The sequence below is a fragment of the Streptomyces vietnamensis genome, from assembly GCF_000830005.1.
GTDB lineage: Bacteria > Actinomycetota > Actinomycetes > Streptomycetales > Streptomycetaceae > Streptomyces > Streptomyces vietnamensis.
Map to the genome: position 1 here is coordinate 2,009,684 of NZ_CP010407.1, position 14,608 is coordinate 2,024,291.

The window sequence follows — 14,608 nt, forward strand, 5'->3', positions numbered from 1 at the left end:
CCGTGAACCGAAAGGTACGGTCATGGGGTGTACCGCTTCCTGTTGTCCCGGCAGTGGGTGATCCTCACCCTCGTCGCCCTCGTCCTCGTCCCGACGATGATCGAGCTGGGCTTCTGGCAGTTCCACCGGCACGAACACCGGGTCGCCCAGAACGCCCTGATCGCGGACAACCTCAAGGCGAAGCCGCTCCCGGTCGAGGAGCTCACCTCCCCCGGTCACACCGTCCCGCGCGCCGACTACTGGCGCCAGGTCACCGCCACCGGCACCTTCGACACCGCCCACGAGGTGGTCGTCCGCCGCCGCACCTCCTCCGACGACCAGGTGGGCGTGCACATCCTGACCCCGCTGGTCCTGCGCGACGGCAAGGTCGTCCTGGTCAACCGCGGCTGGATCCCGGCCGCCGCCGACCAGCACTCCTTCCCGCAGGTGCCGCCCGCCCCCAAGGGCGAGGTGACGGTCACCGGCCGGCTCCAGGCGGACGAGACGACGGGCGCCAGCGGCATCAAGGACCTCAAGGGCCTGCCGGACCGCCAGGTCATGCTCATCAGCAGCCGGCAGCAGGCCGAGCTCATCGGCCGCGAGGTGCTCGGCGGCTACCTGGAGCAGACCGCGCCCGAGCCGGCCGGCGGCACCCCCGAGCTGATCCCCGAGCCGGACCACGACTCGATCGGCCCGCACATGGCGTACGCGGTGCAGTGGTGGCTCTTCGCCGCCGGGGTGCCCGTCGGCTGGGTGATCCTGGTGCGCCGGGAGAAGCGCGACCGGGCGGCCCAGACCACCGCCTCCGACGTCCCCGCGTCCCCGGCACCCGCGACCGCCGAGGCGTAGGCCACTCCGTCCCGCTGATTGACCGTCGCCGCTTCCGGGAACAGCCCAAAGCGTGACGCAACGTATCGACGACTACGCCCTCATCGGCGATCTCCAGACCGCCGCGCTCATCGGCCGCGACGGGTCGGTCGACTGGCTGTGTCTGCCCCGCTTCGACTCCGCCGCCTGCTTCGCCGCCCTCCTCGGCGACGAGAACAACGGCCACTGGACCCTCGCGCCCAAGGGCGCCACCACCTGCACCACCCGCCGCTACGCCGAGGACACCCTCGTCCTGGAGACCTACTGGGAGACCCGTACGGGCACCGTCAAGGTCGTCGACTTCATGCCCCAGCGGGACAAGGCCCCCGACCTGATGCGGATCGTGGAGGGGGTCAGCGGCAGCGTCGAGATGACCTCCGTGCTGCGGCTCCGCTTCGACTACGGCTCGATCGTGCCCTGGGTGCGCAGGGCCGACGGCCACCGCGTCGCGATCGCCGGACCCGACTCGGTCTGGCTGCGCAGCGAGCCGCACGTGAAGACCTGGGGCCAGCAGTTCTCCACCCAGTCCGCCTTCACCGTCGCCGCCGGCGAGAAGGTGGCCTTCGTGCTGACCTGGCACCCCTCGCACGAGCCCCGCCCCGACCTCGTCGACCCCTTCGAGGCCCTGGAGCAGTGCCTCGCGGACTGGCGGGAGTGGACGGCCCGCTGCACCTACCGGGGCCCCTACCGGGAGACGGTGCTGCGCTCCCTGATCACCCTCAAGGCGCTCACGTACGCCCCCACCGGCGGGATCATGGCCGCCCCCACCACCTCCCTGCCGGAGGAGCTCGGCGGCGTGCGGAACTGGGACTACCGCGCCTGCTGGCTGCGCGACTCCTCCCTCACCCTCGGCGCGCTGCTCGCCGCCGGATACGAGGAGGAGGCCTGCGCCTGGCGGGACTGGCTGCTGCGCTCCGTCGCGGGCGACCCCGCCGACCTGCAGATCATGTACGGCCCCGCCGGAGAGCGCCGGCTGCCCGAGACGAGCCTGCCGTGGCTGCGCGGCTACGCCGACTCGGCGCCGGTCCGGACCGGGAACGCGGCCGTGGACCAGTTGCAGCTCGACGTGTACGGCGAGGTCATGGACTCCCTCCACCGCGCGCGTGAGGCCGGGATCCCGGCCGAGCGGCACGCCTGGAACCTCCAGCTGAGCCTGCTCGGCTTCCTGGAGTCCACCTGGCGGGAGCCCGACGAGGGCCTGTGGGAGGTCCGCGGGCCCCGCCGCCACTTCACCCACTCGAAGGTGATGGCCTGGGTCGCCGCCGACCGCGCGGTCCGCACCCTGGAGGCCGACCCCTCGCTGCCGGGGGACGCGGGGCGGTGGCGGGCGATGCGGGACGAGATCCACGCCCAGGTGTGCGAGCGGGCGTACGACCCCGTGCGGAACACCTTCACCCAGGCGTACGGCTCGTCCGAGCTGGACGCCGCCACCCTCCTCATCCCGCAGGTCGGCTTCCTGCCGCCGGACGACCCCCGGGTGGTGGGGACCGTGGACGCCGTACGGGCGGAGCTGACGCACGACGGGTTCCTGCGCCGGTACAGCCCTGCCCGCGGCACCGGCACAGCGGCCGTGGACGGGCTGCCGGGACAGGAGGGGACCTTCCTGGTCTGCTCGTTCTGGCTGGCGGACGCGCTGCGCCTCACCGGGCGCCCGGAGGAGGCGCGCGAGCTCTTCGAGCGGCTCGTCACGCTCACCAACGACGTGGGGCTCCTCGCGGAGGAGTACGACCCGGTGGCGCGGCGTCAGCTGGGGAACTTCCCGCAGGCGTTCAGCCACATCGGACTCGTCGGGACCGCCTTGGCGCTCGCCGCCGAGGAGACGGCAGGATAGGGCCCATGGATCTGGGACTGAAGGACCGTGTGTACGTGGTGACCGGTGCGACGCGGGGGCTCGGCCGTGCCTCCGCCGAGGCGCTGCTCGCTGAGGGCGCGAAGGTGCTGATCACCGGGCGCGAGGAGAAGACGGTCGCCGACGCGGTGGCCGAACTGGGCGAGGGCGCGGCCGGTGTCGCCGCCGACAACGCCGACCCGGGGACCCCGGCCCGGCTGATCGCCGAGGCGCGGGCCCGGTTCGGCGGCTTCGACGGCATCCTGATCAGCGTCGGCGGCCCGGCGCCCGGCTTCGCCGCGGACAACACCGACGAGGAGTGGGCGGCCGCCTTCGACACGGTCTTCCTGGGTGCGGTACGGCTGGCCCGCGCGGCCGCCGAGACGCTCACCGAGGGCGGGGTCATCGGCTTCGTCCTGTCCGGCTCCGTCCACGAGCCGATCCCCGGCCTGACCATCTCCAACGGGCTGCGCCCGGGGCTCGCCGGCTTCGCCAAGTCGCTCTCCAACGACCTCGGCCCGCGCGGGATCCGGGTCGTCGGCCTGCTGCCGAGCCGGATCGACACCGACCGGGTCCGCTCCCTGGACGCGCTCTCCGGCGACGCGGACGCGGCCCGCGCGGCGAACGAGCTCACGATCCCGCTGCGCCGCTACGGCACCCCGGAGGAGTTCGGGAACACGGCGGCCTTCCTGCTCTCGCCGGCCGCCTCGTACCTGACGGGCCTGATGCTGCCGGTGGACGGCGGGGCGCGCTCGGGGTTCTGACGCCCGGTTCCGGTCCTCGTTCAGGCGACCCTGCGGGCGCGGTGCTTCACCGCTCGCAGCCGCGCCTCGGTGGGCAGTGCGGGCAGGCCCGTCGACGTACGGGCGTGGGCGAGGGCCTCGGTGCTGAGCACGGTCAGGGCGTCGCCCGGGGAGGCGTGCGGCTCCAGGAGGAGCCGGATCCGGGTCTTGGGGGCGGCCCGGCGGCCCGTGAGGGCGACCTTGGCCCGGGCCACGCCCTCCTGCGCGGCCGCGTCCGCCTCCAGGACGCCCTCCAGGGCCCGGCCGCGCAGCACCGCCTCCTCGCCGTCGCCGGTGTCCACGAGGACCTCGCGGAGCCGGGCCCGGCGGAACTGGGCGAGGAACCACCACAGGGCGAGCAGGACGACGAGCCCGAGGGCGGCGATGACCGCCGGCCACCACCAGCTCTCGTCCCGCCAGCGCTGCCGCTGTGCGGTGGTGAGGAGCACGTCGTCGGGGCCGGACCAGGGCCACCAGGACGGTACGGGCGCGTCGAGGGCGGCGGCGAGGACGGCGCCGCCGACGACGACGAGGAGCAGCCCGGCGAGCCCGAGCAGGACGCGGTTGACGCGCCGGAGGACCACGGTCACTTCGCCTTCCCTTCCTTCCGGGACGGCCGGGCCACCCGTACCGTCATCGCGAGCGGACGGGCGAGGCCGAGCTCCTCGACGGCGCCGGCGAGCACCGTCTCCACATCGGCCCGCACCTCGTCGAGGGCCCGGAAGTGCGACACCGCCCGGACGGCGACCTTGGCGCGGCCCACGCGCACGCGTACGGACTGCACCCCGGAGACCTCCATGACGCGGTCCCGCAGGGTGAGGGCGGCGGCCTCGCGGTCGAGGCCGGCCCGTACGTCGGTGTGTTCGCGGCGCATCGGGAGGACGGCGCGCAACCCGGGGGTGGCGGCCAGGACGAGGAGCCAGATGCCGAGCACGACGGCGACGGCCGCGCCGACGACGACCGCCGTGTCGTCGAGCGGCCGGGTCGCGAGGCCGTCGGCGAGCTCGCGCCGCCAGGACATCGCGGACCGGTCGGCCCGTACCGCCGCGACGTCGTAGAGGAGCAGCCCGGCGCCGCCGAGGACGACGGCCGCGAGCAGGGCGGCGGGGATGCGGCGCACGGCCCAGAAGCGGCGGACGTGCGGCACGCGCGCGGTCGGCGCGTCGGTGCCGGGGGCCGCCGCGGAGGCCGGTTCCGGGGTGGTGGTCATGCGAGGCGGCCCCTCGGCGTGGCGTGACGGGTGTGCGCGGAGTGGAGGTGCTCGACGTGGACGGTCACCTCGTGGACCTCAAGGCCGACGAGCTGCTCCACGCGCGTGCGTACCCGGTTCCGGACGGCGCCGCACTGGCGGCCGACGTCGGAGGGGTAGTCGAGGTCGAGGCTCACCGAGACGTGGGCGATCTCCCGGTGGACGACCACCGAGGCGTGCGGCTTCGAGCCCCCTTGGGGGACGGCGTCGAGGCCCTCCCTGGCCGCCTGGGCGGCGATCTTCGCGACGACCCGGTCGGCGATCGTGGTCGCCCCCCGGTCCCGCACCCCGTCCCGTACCGGGTCGTCCGCCAGATCCGTCACCACCCCGGGTCACCGCCGCCGGTCGCCGCGTTCGCGGCCCCGGAACAGATCGCCGGGTTCGAGGTCTCCTTCGAGGAACCGGCCGGCCACGAAGCCGATCGCCCCGAGGGCCGCGACCAGTACGAACGCTCCGAAGCCGCCGAAGTATCCGGCGAAACCGAGAGCCATGCCGGCCACCAGGCCGACCACCGCCATGCTCATTCCGAGCCCCTTTCCTGGCCGCTGTCGCCGGGGTTCCGACGACTACTGGAGCCTGGGCTCCGGCTCCTCTTCCTCGTCCTCGGGCAGCTTCACGTCGCTGACCGCGATGTTGACCTCGACGACCTCCAGGCCGGTCATCCGCTCCACGGCGGCGATGACGTTCTCCCGGACGTCTCCGGCCACGTCGGCGATGGAGACGCCGTAGTCGACGACGATCTCGAGGTCGAGCGCGGTCTGCACCTCGCCGACCTCGGCCTTGACCCCTCGGGTCACGCTCGCCTTGCCGCCCCCCGTGCCGGGGACCCGGTCGCGTACGGCGCCGAAGGTGCGGGAGAGGCCGCTGCCCATGGCGTGGACGCCGACGACGTCGCGCGCGGCGAGGCCGGCGATCTTCTCGACGACACCGTCGGCGATCGTCGTCCGGCCCCGGGAGGCCGGTGCGCCGCCGCCCCGCTTGGTCACGGACGTACGGCGCGGCTCGTCCGTCGTGGGGTCGCCGGAGTAGGTGGTGTCCGTCATTGGATTAAGCCCCTTCTGTGATGTTTCGGGGTTCTTTGCTCACATTAAGGGCGCTTGCCCGAATTCGCCCTGGGGATGCGGCAGGCTGGGGGAATGACGACGGCTGAGGGTTGGACGGCTGCGGTACGGGACCGCCTCGCGCTGGGCAGGCTGCTGCCGCTCGGGGCGGCCGAGGACGGCGCGTGGATCACCGAGCGTGCGGCGCGGAGTGTTCTCGGCCCGGCGGCTTCGGCCGTACGGGGGGTGGTGCCGGGCGGCCTGCGGATCGGGCCCGACCCGGACGAGGAGGAGACGGGCCCCGGCCCGCTTCCGGTGCCGCCGGGCGGGCTCGGGCCGGGCGCGCTGCGGATCTCCGCGGACTTCGGGGCGGTGGCGGGCCGTCCGCTGCCGGAGCTGGCCGAGGAGCTGCGGGCGGCCCTGCTCGGGGCGGCGCGCGACGGTCTCGGGCTGCGGGTGACGGCAGTGGACCTGCGGGTGACGGAGCTGCTCGACGCGGAGCCGCCGGCGGCGGAGCCGGCCGCTCCCCCGCCGGGGCGGCCCGCTCCGGCGACGGACGATCCGGTGGCCCTGGCGGTCCTGCGGGTCGAGGGCGTGGCGGGCGTGACGGACACCTGGGGGCCGCCGGTGCACCGGGGCCCGGACCAGGTGCGGGTGGAGCTGGCCGTGACGGCCGGCCACCGCCCACTGGACGTGGCCCGCGCGGCCCGGAACGCCGCGACCGCGGCCGCCGCTGGGGCGTCCGCGGTCACGGTACTGGTGTCGGAACTGCGCTGAACGCGCGCGTGACCCGGCCACGGCCGGGCACGGTCGGCCGCAGGCGCGGCCGGGTGCGGGCGCGGCCGGGTGCGGGCGCGGCCGGGTGCGGGCGCGGCCGGGTGCGGGCTCGGGCGGGTGTGGCCGGCGGGCGGGGCCGGCGGGCGGGGCGGTCCGGTGTGCACGGCAGGCGGGCGCCCCGGCCGACCGGTACGCGCCGGTCGAGCGGGCGCGTCAGTCGCGCGCCCGCACCGGCCGGGTGCGTGTCTCAGTCGCCGAGGCCCGCCAGGTCGCGCAGGCGGCGGGCCTGGGCGGCGCGCTCGGCGGTGCGCTGCTCCTCGTAGGAGCGGCCGGAGACGCCCTGGAGCAGCGCCTTGGTCTCGTTGACCGCGTCGCGGGGCGCCGCGAGCAGGGCGGCGCTGAGGTCCCGTACCGCCGCGTCGAGCTCGTCGGCGGGCACGGACAGGTTGGCGAGACCGATGCGCTCGGCCTCCTCCGCGTGCACGAAGCGGCCGGTGGCGCAGATCTCGAGCGCGCGGGCGTAGCCGACGAGCGAGACGAGCGGGTGCGTCCCGGTCAGGTCCGGGACGAGGCCCAGGCTGGTCTCGCGCATGGCGAACTGCACGTCCTCGGCGACGACCCGCAGGTCGCAGGCGAGGGCGAGCTGGAAGCCCGCGCCGATGGCGTGGCCCTGGACGGCCGCGATCGACACGAGGTCGCTGCGGCGCCACCAGGTGAACGCCTCCTGGTACTCGGCGATGACCGCGTCGAGGTCCTCGTCGGACCCGCGCGCCATCTCCAGGAAGGACGGCTCGCCGTCGAAGCCCTCGGGCGTGAACGCCTGCCGGTCGAGTCCGGCGGAGAAGGACTTGCCCTCGCCGCGCAGAACGACGACCCGCACGCTGCCGGGCAACGACCGGCCGGCTTCCGTCAACGCCCGCCACAGAGCGGGAGACTGGGCGTTGCGCTTCGCCGGGTTGGTCAGGGTCACCGTGGCAACGGCGTCCTCGACGGTGAGCCGTACACCGTCCTTGTCGAATACGAGCTCAGAGTCGTCGAGCGTAGTCATGGGGGCGCCTCCGGTTCCGGTGCAGCACTGCATTCGAGATGCTAAGTGACTGCACAGTAACCACCTGGCCGGCCGCAGGACCGACCGGGTGCCCACCGGGAGGTCCCGGTGGACCGGTCGAGCCGCCCCGATGTCAGGCCGAGGCCGCCTTCTTGCCCCGTGTCGCTCCGCCGCGTCCACGCAGCGTGACTCCGGACTCGCTCAGCATCCGGTGGACGAATCCGTAGGAGCGGCCGGTTTCCTCGGCCAGCGCCCGGATGCTCGCACCGGAGTCGTACTTCTTCTTCAGGTCTGCCGCGAGCTTGTCGCGCGCGGCGCCGGTCACCCGGCTGCCCTTCTTCAGAGTCTCGGCCACCCGTGCCTCCTCATGGGAAGTGCGCTCTGGACTTCTCATGATCACCCCTCTTGTCCGTCCTGGCCACCCATTCGACAAGGTCCGTGCCGCCGGGTTTGTGGACGAGTACGACGTCATCACGAACGGAAGCCCATATTCCGCAGAGCCGGAAACGCGCCCGCGAACCGCCCGGCACGGGAAGTGCCAGGTCAGCGCGGCAGGGGGAACACACATGCGGCGCGGGTCTGCCGGAAGGATTCGGCAGAGCACCGCGCCGGGGGGTACGAGAGACCCTCACTCAGATGAAGGATCACCCATGAGCCGAATGATCCAGCCCGGGATGATCACCCAAGGGCCCCGAGGCCCCTTCCGGGGTCAGGCGAGGGCCACCAGGTCCGCGTAGTCCGCGCCCCACAGGTCCTCGACGCCGTCCGGGAGCAGGATGATCCGCTCCGGGTCGAGCGCCTCCACGGCGCCCTCGTCGTGGGTGACGAGGACGACGGCGCCCTTGTACGTGCGCAGCGCGCCGAGGATCTCCTCGCGGCTGGCCGGGTCCAGGTTGTTGGTCGGCTCGTCGAGGAGCAGCACGTTCGCCGAGGAGACGACGAGGGTCGCGAGCGCGAGCCGGGTCTTCTCGCCGCCGGAGAGCACGCCGGCCGGCTTGTCGACGTCGTCGCCGGAGAAGAGGAAGGAGCCGAGCGTCTTGCGGACGTCGACGAGGTCGAGGTCGGGCGCGGCCGAGCGCATGTTCTCCAGGACGGTCCGCTCGGGGTCGAGCGTCTCGTGCTCCTGGGCGTAGTAGCCGAGCTTCAGGCCGTGGCCCGGGGTGACCTCGCCGGTGTCGGGCTTCTCGACGCCGCCGAGGAGGCGCAGCAGGGTCGTCTTGCCCGCGCCGTTGAGGCCGAGGATGACGACGCGCGAGCCCTTGTCGATCGCGAGGCTGACGTCGGTGAAGATCTCCAGCGAGCCGTAGGACTTGGAGAGCCCCTCGGCGGTCAGCGGGGTCTTGCCGCAGGGCGCCGGCTCGGGGAAGCGGAGCTTGGCGACCTTGTCGGAGGCGCGGACGGCCTCCAGGCCGGAGAGCAGGCGCTCGGCGCGCTTGGCCATGTTCTGCGCGGCGACGGTCTTGGTGGCCTTGGCGCGCATCTTGTCGGCCTGCGAGTTGAGCGCGGCGGCCTTCTTCTCGGCGTTCTGGCGCTCGCGCTTGCGGCGCTTCTCGTCGGCCTCGCGCTGCTGCTGGTAGAGCTTCCAGCCCATGTTGTAGACGTCGATCGTGGAGCGGTTGGCGTCCAGGTAGAAGACCTTGTTCACGACGGTCTCGACGAGGTCGACGTCGTGGGAGATGACGATGAAGCCGCCGCGGTAGGTCTTCAGGTAGTCGCGCAGCCAGACGATGGAGTCGGCGTCGAGGTGGTTCGTGGGCTCGTCGAGGAGCAGGGTGTCGGCGTCGGAGAAGAGGATCCGGGCGAGCTCGACGCGGCGGCGCTGACCGCCGGAGAGGGTGTGCAGCGGCTGGCCCATGACCCGGTCGGGCAGGCCGAGGGCGGCGGCGATGGTGGAGGCCTCGGCCTCGGCCGCGTACCCGCCCTTGGTCAGGAACTCGGTCTCCTGGCGCTCGTACTGCCGCAGCGCCTTGTCGCGGGTGGCGCCGGTGCCGTTGGCGATGCGCTCCTCGTTCATCCGCATCTTCTTGAGGAGGGTGTCGAGGCCGCGGGCGGAGAGGACGCGGTCGCGGGCCAGGACGTCGAGGTCGCCGGTGCGCGGGTCCTGCGGGAGGTAGCCGACCTCGCCGGAGCGGGCGATGGTGCCGCCGGCGGGCTGACCCTCGCCGGCGAGGCACTTGGTGAGGGTGGTCTTGCCCGCTCCGTTGCGGCCGACGAGGCCGATGCGGTCGCCCTTGGCGACGCGGAAGGAAGCGTTCTCGATGAGGATTCGGGCGCCGGCGCGCAGCTCGATGCCGGAAGCGGTGATCACGGACAGACTCCAGGGCGGTGGGAAACGGCGGAAGGACGGCTGGTGGCGGGCTTCGACGCCGCTAATGCACCCAAAGGAGAATGGCCATGCGGCCAGTCTAACGGGCACCTGCAACTGGTTTTCGGCCATGCGGGGGACGCGGGCACTTTCGGATGTTTCTCACATTCGCGCCATTGCCTCTCAAAAGGGGCGACAGGCGCGAGATCACCTGATACTCGGCGCAGGACGGCGGCCACTGCCGCGACAGCGACGCGGAGGGTGGTGGACCGTGCAGTTCGACGACGACGCCGACCTGGACACCTCGGAGGTACGGGACGTCCGGAACAGCCGCGTCCCGGGCGGCAGGGCGACCGTCGGCGGCGGCATCATCGGCCTCGTCGCACTGATCCTCGGCGTGCTCTTCGGGGTGGGCCCCGACCAACTCGGGCTCTCCTCCGGCGGGGACGAGCCGGCCGCGAGCTCCTCGTCCGCGGCCCAGGTGAACCAGAGCTGCAAGAAGGGCTCGGACGCCAACACGCGCCAGGACTGCCGGATCGTCGCCGTCGTCAACAGCGTCCAGGACTACTGGCGGAGCGAGTACCCGCGCCGGGGCGGGACCTACGGGAGCGCCGCCACCGTGATGTTCAGCCGGCAGGTCGGCACCGCGTGCGGCTCGGCGAGCTCGGCCGTCGGGCCCTTCTACTGCCCCGGGGACCGGCAGGTCTATCTGGACCTGGGTTTCTTCGACGAGCTGCGGACCAAGTTCGGGTCGACCGGCGGGCCCTTCGCCCAGGCGTACGTGGTGGCGCACGAGTACGGCCACCACATCCAGAACCTGATGGGGACCCTGAGCCGCGCCCAGGACGGGCGGACCGGCGCGAACTCCAACGCCGTGCGGGTCGAGCTCCAGGCCGACTGCTACGCCGGGGTCTGGGCGCGGCACGCGACGACCACCCCCGACGAGAAGACGGGCCGGCTGCTGCTGACCCGGCTCACCGACGAGGACATCCGGGACGGCCTGGACGCGGCGGCGGCCGTGGGCGACGACCGGATCCAGGAGCGGTTCCAGGGGCGGGTGACGCCGGAGAACTGGACGCACGGTTCGGCGGCGCAGCGGCAGCAGTGGTTCTACGAGGGCTACCGGAGCGGCGACATGGCCCGGTGCAACACCTTCCGCTGAGTTGTCAGTGGCGGCTGCCAGACTGAGATCCAGGTCACATCGAGAGGGAGTGATCGGGATGGCTGGGACACCCGACATCTGTCCGGCGCTGCGGTACGCGGACGCGAAGGCGGCGATCAAACAGCTCACGGAGGGCTTCGGCTTCACCGAACACGCCGTGTACGAGGGCGAGGACGGCCGTGTGATGCACGCGGAGCTGAAGTGCGGGAACGGGATGGTGATGCTGGGCAGCAAGGGCAGCGGCACCGCGTTCGACAAGCTCATGGCCGACGGCGGACCGACCGCGGTGTACGTGCGCGTGGACGACGTCGACGAGCACCACGCCCGGGCGATGGAGCACGGCATCGAGATCGTGCTGCCGCCGACGGACCAGGAGTACGGCTCCCGGGACTACACGGCCCGGGACGCCGAGGGCAACGTGTGGAGCTTCGGCACGTACGCCCCCGGCGGCGCGGGGTAGGGCGGGGTCGGGCGGCTCGGCTCCCTCGGCGGCGCGGTGCGGGGTCGGACCCGGCGGGCTCGGCTCCCTCGGGGCGCGGTGCAGGGTCGGCCCCGGCGGGCTCGGCTCCCTCGGGGCGCGGTGCAGGGTCGGACCCGGCGGGCTCGGCTTCCCGGCGCCGTCGGGTCCGGCCCGTCCGGGCGGGTCAGGCTCCGCCCGTGTGGACCTGGAAGGCGGCCCGGCGGACCGCCTTGGCCAGGGCCGGGTCCGGGTGGGCGGCGGCCAGAGCGACCAGGACCTGGACGGTACGGGGGTGGCCGACGGCGCGGACCTCGTCGAGCAGCGCCGGGACGGTGCCCTGCACGGCGGAGTCGAGGTGGCGGACGAGCAGTTCGCTCTCGCCGTGGTCGGCGACGGCCGCCGCGGTGTCGACCCAGAGCCAGGTCGACTCCTCGCGGGTCAGCACCTCCTGGGCGTCGTCGGGGTCGGCCCCCTCGTACTCGGCGATCCAGAGCAGCGCGTACGGGCGCAGCGAGGGCTCGGCGACGGTGGCCCGCACCTCGGCCTCTGCGGGCGCGCCGACGACGCGGAGCGCCTCGAAGGCGAGCCCGCGCAGGAGGGCGTCCTCGCCGCGGGCGACGGCGAGGAGTTCGCTCACGGCGCTGGACAGGGTCCGGGCCGCGAGCCAGGCGCGGTACTCGTCGCGGGCCGGGCCCGGGGTGAGCCGGGCGCAGCCGCGGAGCATGTCCTCGGCGGACTGCTCGATGTTGCCCGCGGGGCTCTGCGCGGCGACGCAGATCTGCTCCAGCTTGACCCAGACCGCCCAGTTGCCGAGCGGGGTCAGGGTGGCCTGGCGCTCGTCGGTGCCGGGGTCCAGGGTGAGCGCGCCGACGGCGGCCAGGCCCTCCAGGGCCCAGTCGAGGAGGGCGGGGAGCCCGTCCCCTGCGGGGGCGTCCGCGGACTCGGGCGTCTGCTCGGTCGCGGGGACCTCGCAGCGCTCCTCGCGGAGTTCCTCGACGCGCTGGCCGAGGAGGTCGAGGAGGGCGGGGACGAGGACGGGGCCCTGGGAGAGCTGGAGCAGCGAGAGGACCTGCGGGACGGCCTCGACGACCTCGGCGACGGCGCTCGGGGCGACCCCCTCGGGGGCCGGGTGCACGAGGGACCAGGCGTCGAAGAGGGCGACCCAGCCGCGCAGGACGGCGGAGTCGTCGCGGTCCCAGGCGTGCAGGCGCCAGCCGGGGCGGGCGGTGTCGCCGTGCAGTTCGACGAGTCCGGCGAGCCGGGCGCGGTCCCAGCCGGCCCGGATCTGGCCGGGCGTCAGGTCCAGTGCGGCCGCGGCCCGTTCCTGGGCGGGTCCGGCTCCGGGGCCGGTACGGGGTGCGAGGTCGGCCCCGCGCTCGACGGCGGCCCAGCGGGCGATCCGTACGGCGTCGGCGAGGACGTGCCGGGCCTGGCGGGCGAGCTCCGCGCGGGGCGGAGTCCCCTCGGGCGGCCGCGGCGCCGGCCGGGTGCGCCGGGTCGTCACGGCCCGTCGGGCAGTGGCCAGCGCCCGCGGGCGGACGAGTCGGAGTCTGGAGTTGCGCGCCAATGGTTCATCGGGCTTTCGAGACGTCACGGGGGCAGTCTTCCCGCTGACGGCCCGAAAGCCCAATCGGAATCGGACGCCCCGTCGGAACGGGCGCCGCGAGAGCCTCGGAAGTGCCCTCAGAGCAGCGGGGTGAGGAAGCGGCGCAGGGACTCCTCGTAGCGGTTCGGGTCGGCGTTCCACATGGAGGCGTGCGGGGCGTGCCGCACGGTCTGCAGGCTGACCTGACCGGGGCGGCGGGCGGCGAGTTCGACGGAGGGTTCCCAGGGGGCGATCGTGTCGTCGGGGCCGTGGAAGAGGAGGACGGGGGCGCGCAGGGCGCCCGGCTCCGAGGCCTCCTGGAGGAGGTCGCCGTGCGGTCCCGTCCTGCCCTGGGCGGCACGGACGGCGAGCGGGAGCAGGGGGCCGGGGACGTGGTGGGCCGCCGCGAGGTTGCGGAGGGTGGCCTCCCAGTCGAGGACCGGGGAGTCGAGGACGAGGCCGCTGATCCGGTCGCGCACGCCCGACTCGGCGGCGGCGCGCAGGACCATCGTGGCGCCGGTCCCCCAGCCGTGCAGGACGACCTTCCGCGCGCCCCGGCGGACGGCGTAGCGGATGGCGGCGTCGACGTCCCGCCACTCGGAGTCGCCGAGGTGGGCGAGGCCGTCCGGGGAGGGGGGCGCGCCTTCGTCGCCCCGGTAGGCGGGGACGAGGACGGGGATCTTGCGGCGGTTGTAGAAGGGGACGAGGTTCAGCGGGTGCTCGCGGGTGGTGCCGAGGCCGTGCAGGGCGATCACCCAGGTGGTGCGGGGGGCCGCGACGAGCCAGGCGGGCAGCGGGCCGAGTTCGCCGGGGATCTCGACGTCCTCGTGGGCGAGCCCGAGGGCGCTGATCGGGGTGCCCCGGTGCAGCTGGGGGGTGAGCCGGACGCGGGCGCCGGGCCCGGGGGCGCCGAGCTCGACCCGTTCCAGGCGGCGGACGACGGTGTCGGCGGTGTGCGGGACCCGGTCGAGGACGGGGCCGAGGACGGCGTGCAGGCCGGGGGCCTCCATCCCGTACGTGCCGGGGCGCAGCGAGGCGAGGCTGCGGGTGAGGGTGATCCGCTCGGGGTCCGTGGCGTGCACGGTGAGTCCCGGGTCTCCGGGCAGTGGTCGTCCGGACGGCGCCTTGAGGGCGACGTCGCTGGCGTACCGGCCGACCGCCACCGCGGCCGCGCCGACACCGATCAGGGTGGTGACGGCCGCTGCCGTCGCTGTAGCCGGGCGCACCTCCCCAGTGTCGGCAGGACGGGGTGGGACTGCCACCGGACGGACCCGGCAGGGGGGAAGCGGAAGGGTCGCCCCGGGGAGTGACATGGGTCTCCTCCGCGGGGTCCTCCGGTCGGACGGTCATGTCCAGGGAGCGGAACGGGACGCCGGGGGAGGAAGCGGGACAGGTCGCATGTGCCCCGGGAGGACTGGGGTGCCCGTGGTTCCGGGGTGACCGCATCGTGGACACCGGGCACTCCGGGGCGAGAAGCGGAACCTCTTGACACTGGTTAGGGACACCATGCCGCCCGGCCCAGTTCA

General features: G+C 74.0%; 16 protein-coding genes. 6 read left to right on the plus strand and 10 right to left on the minus strand.

Annotation, left to right across the window (positions count from 1 at the left end; translation table 11 throughout):
* Positions 1–27: 27 nt before the first annotated feature.
* Genes SVTN_RS08845 through SVTN_RS08855 form a run of 3 tightly spaced genes read left to right on the plus strand, consistent with a single transcriptional unit; the run spans position 28 to position 3,438 of the window.
* Positions 28–828 carry an SURF1 family cytochrome oxidase biogenesis protein gene (locus SVTN_RS08845; protein WP_041128577.1) on the plus strand — a complete coding sequence of 267 codons (801 nt, stop codon included), beginning with the start codon at positions 28–30 and terminating at the stop codon, positions 826–828.
* A gap of 52 nt (positions 829–880) precedes the next feature.
* Positions 881–2,677 carry a glycoside hydrolase family 15 protein gene (locus tag SVTN_RS08850; protein WP_041128578.1) on the plus strand — a complete coding sequence of 599 codons (1,797 nt, stop codon included), beginning with the start codon at positions 881–883 and terminating at the stop codon, positions 2,675–2,677.
* Positions 2,678–2,682: 5 nt separating this feature from the next.
* A complete protein-coding gene (locus tag SVTN_RS08855) occupies positions 2,683–3,438 on the plus strand; it encodes an SDR family oxidoreductase (RefSeq protein WP_041128579.1) in 756 nt (251 codons plus the stop codon).
* A gap of 20 nt (positions 3,439–3,458) precedes the next feature.
* Here the strand turns inward: SVTN_RS08855 and amaP are convergent, their stop codons facing one another.
* The 5 genes from amaP to SVTN_RS08880 are packed head-to-tail and all read right to left on the minus strand — an operon-like array spanning position 3,459 to position 5,748.
* The gene (gene amaP, locus SVTN_RS08860; RefSeq protein ID WP_041128580.1) at positions 3,459–4,046 is read right to left on the minus strand and encodes an alkaline shock response membrane anchor protein AmaP; all 588 of its coding nucleotides are present in this window, start codon (positions 4,044–4,046) and stop codon (positions 3,459–3,461) included.
* Positions 4,043–4,666, minus strand: coding sequence for a DUF6286 domain-containing protein (locus tag SVTN_RS08865; protein WP_041128581.1), 624 nt, complete (start codon positions 4,664–4,666; stop codon positions 4,043–4,045). Before SVTN_RS08865 ends, amaP begins: the two co-directional genes overlap by 4 nt.
* Entirely contained in the window at positions 4,663–5,031 is a 369-nt protein-coding gene (locus tag SVTN_RS08870) for an Asp23/Gls24 family envelope stress response protein (protein WP_078908259.1), read from the minus strand. The genes SVTN_RS08865 and SVTN_RS08870 overlap by 4 nt, the downstream gene beginning before the upstream one ends.
* A 6-nt stretch (positions 5,032–5,037) precedes the next feature.
* Positions 5,038–5,229: a hypothetical protein gene (locus tag SVTN_RS08875; RefSeq protein ID WP_041128582.1), complete on the minus strand. Its 192-nt coding sequence runs from the start codon at positions 5,227–5,229 to the stop codon at positions 5,038–5,040.
* A gap of 42 nt (positions 5,230–5,271) precedes the next feature.
* Positions 5,272–5,748, minus strand: a complete 477-nt coding sequence (locus SVTN_RS08880) for an Asp23/Gls24 family envelope stress response protein (RefSeq protein WP_041128583.1) — start codon at positions 5,746–5,748, stop codon at positions 5,272–5,274.
* 93 nt (positions 5,749–5,841) lie between these two features.
* Here SVTN_RS08880 and SVTN_RS08885 point away from each other — a divergent pair, with 93 nt between their 5' ends.
* Positions 5,842–6,522: a hypothetical protein gene (locus SVTN_RS08885; protein WP_078908260.1), complete on the plus strand. Its 681-nt coding sequence runs from the start codon at positions 5,842–5,844 to the stop codon at positions 6,520–6,522.
* A 247-nt stretch (positions 6,523–6,769) separates the two neighbouring features.
* On the opposite strand, the gene SVTN_RS08890 is transcribed toward SVTN_RS08885, so the two are convergent.
* From SVTN_RS08890 to SVTN_RS08900, 3 genes are all read right to left on the minus strand, one after another.
* Positions 6,770–7,570 carry an enoyl-CoA hydratase/isomerase family protein gene (locus SVTN_RS08890; protein WP_041128585.1) on the minus strand — a complete coding sequence of 267 codons (801 nt, stop codon included), beginning with the start codon at positions 7,568–7,570 and terminating at the stop codon, positions 6,770–6,772.
* A gap of 133 nt (positions 7,571–7,703) precedes the next feature.
* Positions 7,704–7,925 carry a helix-turn-helix domain-containing protein gene (locus SVTN_RS08895; protein ID WP_006123601.1) on the minus strand — a complete coding sequence of 74 codons (222 nt, stop codon included), beginning with the start codon at positions 7,923–7,925 and terminating at the stop codon, positions 7,704–7,706.
* 354 nt (positions 7,926–8,279) lie between these two features.
* Entirely contained in the window at positions 8,280–9,878 is a 1,599-nt protein-coding gene (locus tag SVTN_RS08900) for an ABC-F family ATP-binding cassette domain-containing protein (RefSeq protein WP_041128586.1), read from the minus strand.
* Positions 9,879–10,146: 268 nt separating this feature from the next.
* Between SVTN_RS08900 and ypfJ the strand changes: the two genes are divergently transcribed.
* Entirely contained in the window at positions 10,147–11,037 is an 891-nt protein-coding gene (gene ypfJ, locus SVTN_RS08905) for a KPN_02809 family neutral zinc metallopeptidase (RefSeq protein WP_041128587.1), read from the plus strand.
* A 58-nt stretch (positions 11,038–11,095) separates the two neighbouring features.
* Positions 11,096–11,497: a VOC family protein gene (locus SVTN_RS08910; RefSeq protein WP_078908731.1), complete on the plus strand. Its 402-nt coding sequence runs from the start codon at positions 11,096–11,098 to the stop codon at positions 11,495–11,497.
* 184 nt (positions 11,498–11,681) lie between these two features.
* Here the strand turns inward: SVTN_RS08910 and SVTN_RS08915 are convergent, their stop codons facing one another.
* Positions 11,682–13,091, minus strand: coding sequence for a hypothetical protein (locus tag SVTN_RS08915; protein WP_078908261.1), 1,410 nt, complete (start codon positions 13,089–13,091; stop codon positions 11,682–11,684).
* A gap of 89 nt (positions 13,092–13,180) precedes the next feature.
* Positions 13,181–14,308, minus strand: coding sequence for an alpha/beta hydrolase (locus tag SVTN_RS08920; RefSeq protein WP_041128590.1), 1,128 nt, complete (start codon positions 14,306–14,308; stop codon positions 13,181–13,183).
* Positions 14,309–14,608 lie beyond the last annotated feature (300 nt).

Coding starts and splice junctions, on each gene's coding strand:
- SVTN_RS08855 (WP_041128579.1), top strand. CDS start 2,683: ATGGATCTGGGACTGAAGGACCGTGTGTACGTGGTGACCGGTGCGACG.
- SVTN_RS08865 (WP_041128581.1), bottom strand. CDS start 4,666: ATGACCACCACCCCGGAACCGGCCTCCGCGGCGGCCCCCGGCACCGAC.
- SVTN_RS08910 (WP_078908731.1), top strand. CDS start 11,096: ATGGCTGGGACACCCGACATCTGTCCGGCGCTGCGGTACGCGGACGCG.
- SVTN_RS08890 (WP_041128585.1), bottom strand. CDS start 7,570: ATGACTACGCTCGACGACTCTGAGCTCGTATTCGACAAGGACGGTGTA.
- SVTN_RS08885 (WP_078908260.1), top strand. CDS start 5,842: ATGACGACGGCTGAGGGTTGGACGGCTGCGGTACGGGACCGCCTCGCG.
- SVTN_RS08875 (WP_041128582.1), bottom strand. CDS start 5,229: ATGAGCATGGCGGTGGTCGGCCTGGTGGCCGGCATGGCTCTCGGTTTC.
- SVTN_RS08880 (WP_041128583.1), bottom strand. CDS start 5,748: ATGACGGACACCACCTACTCCGGCGACCCCACGACGGACGAGCCGCGC.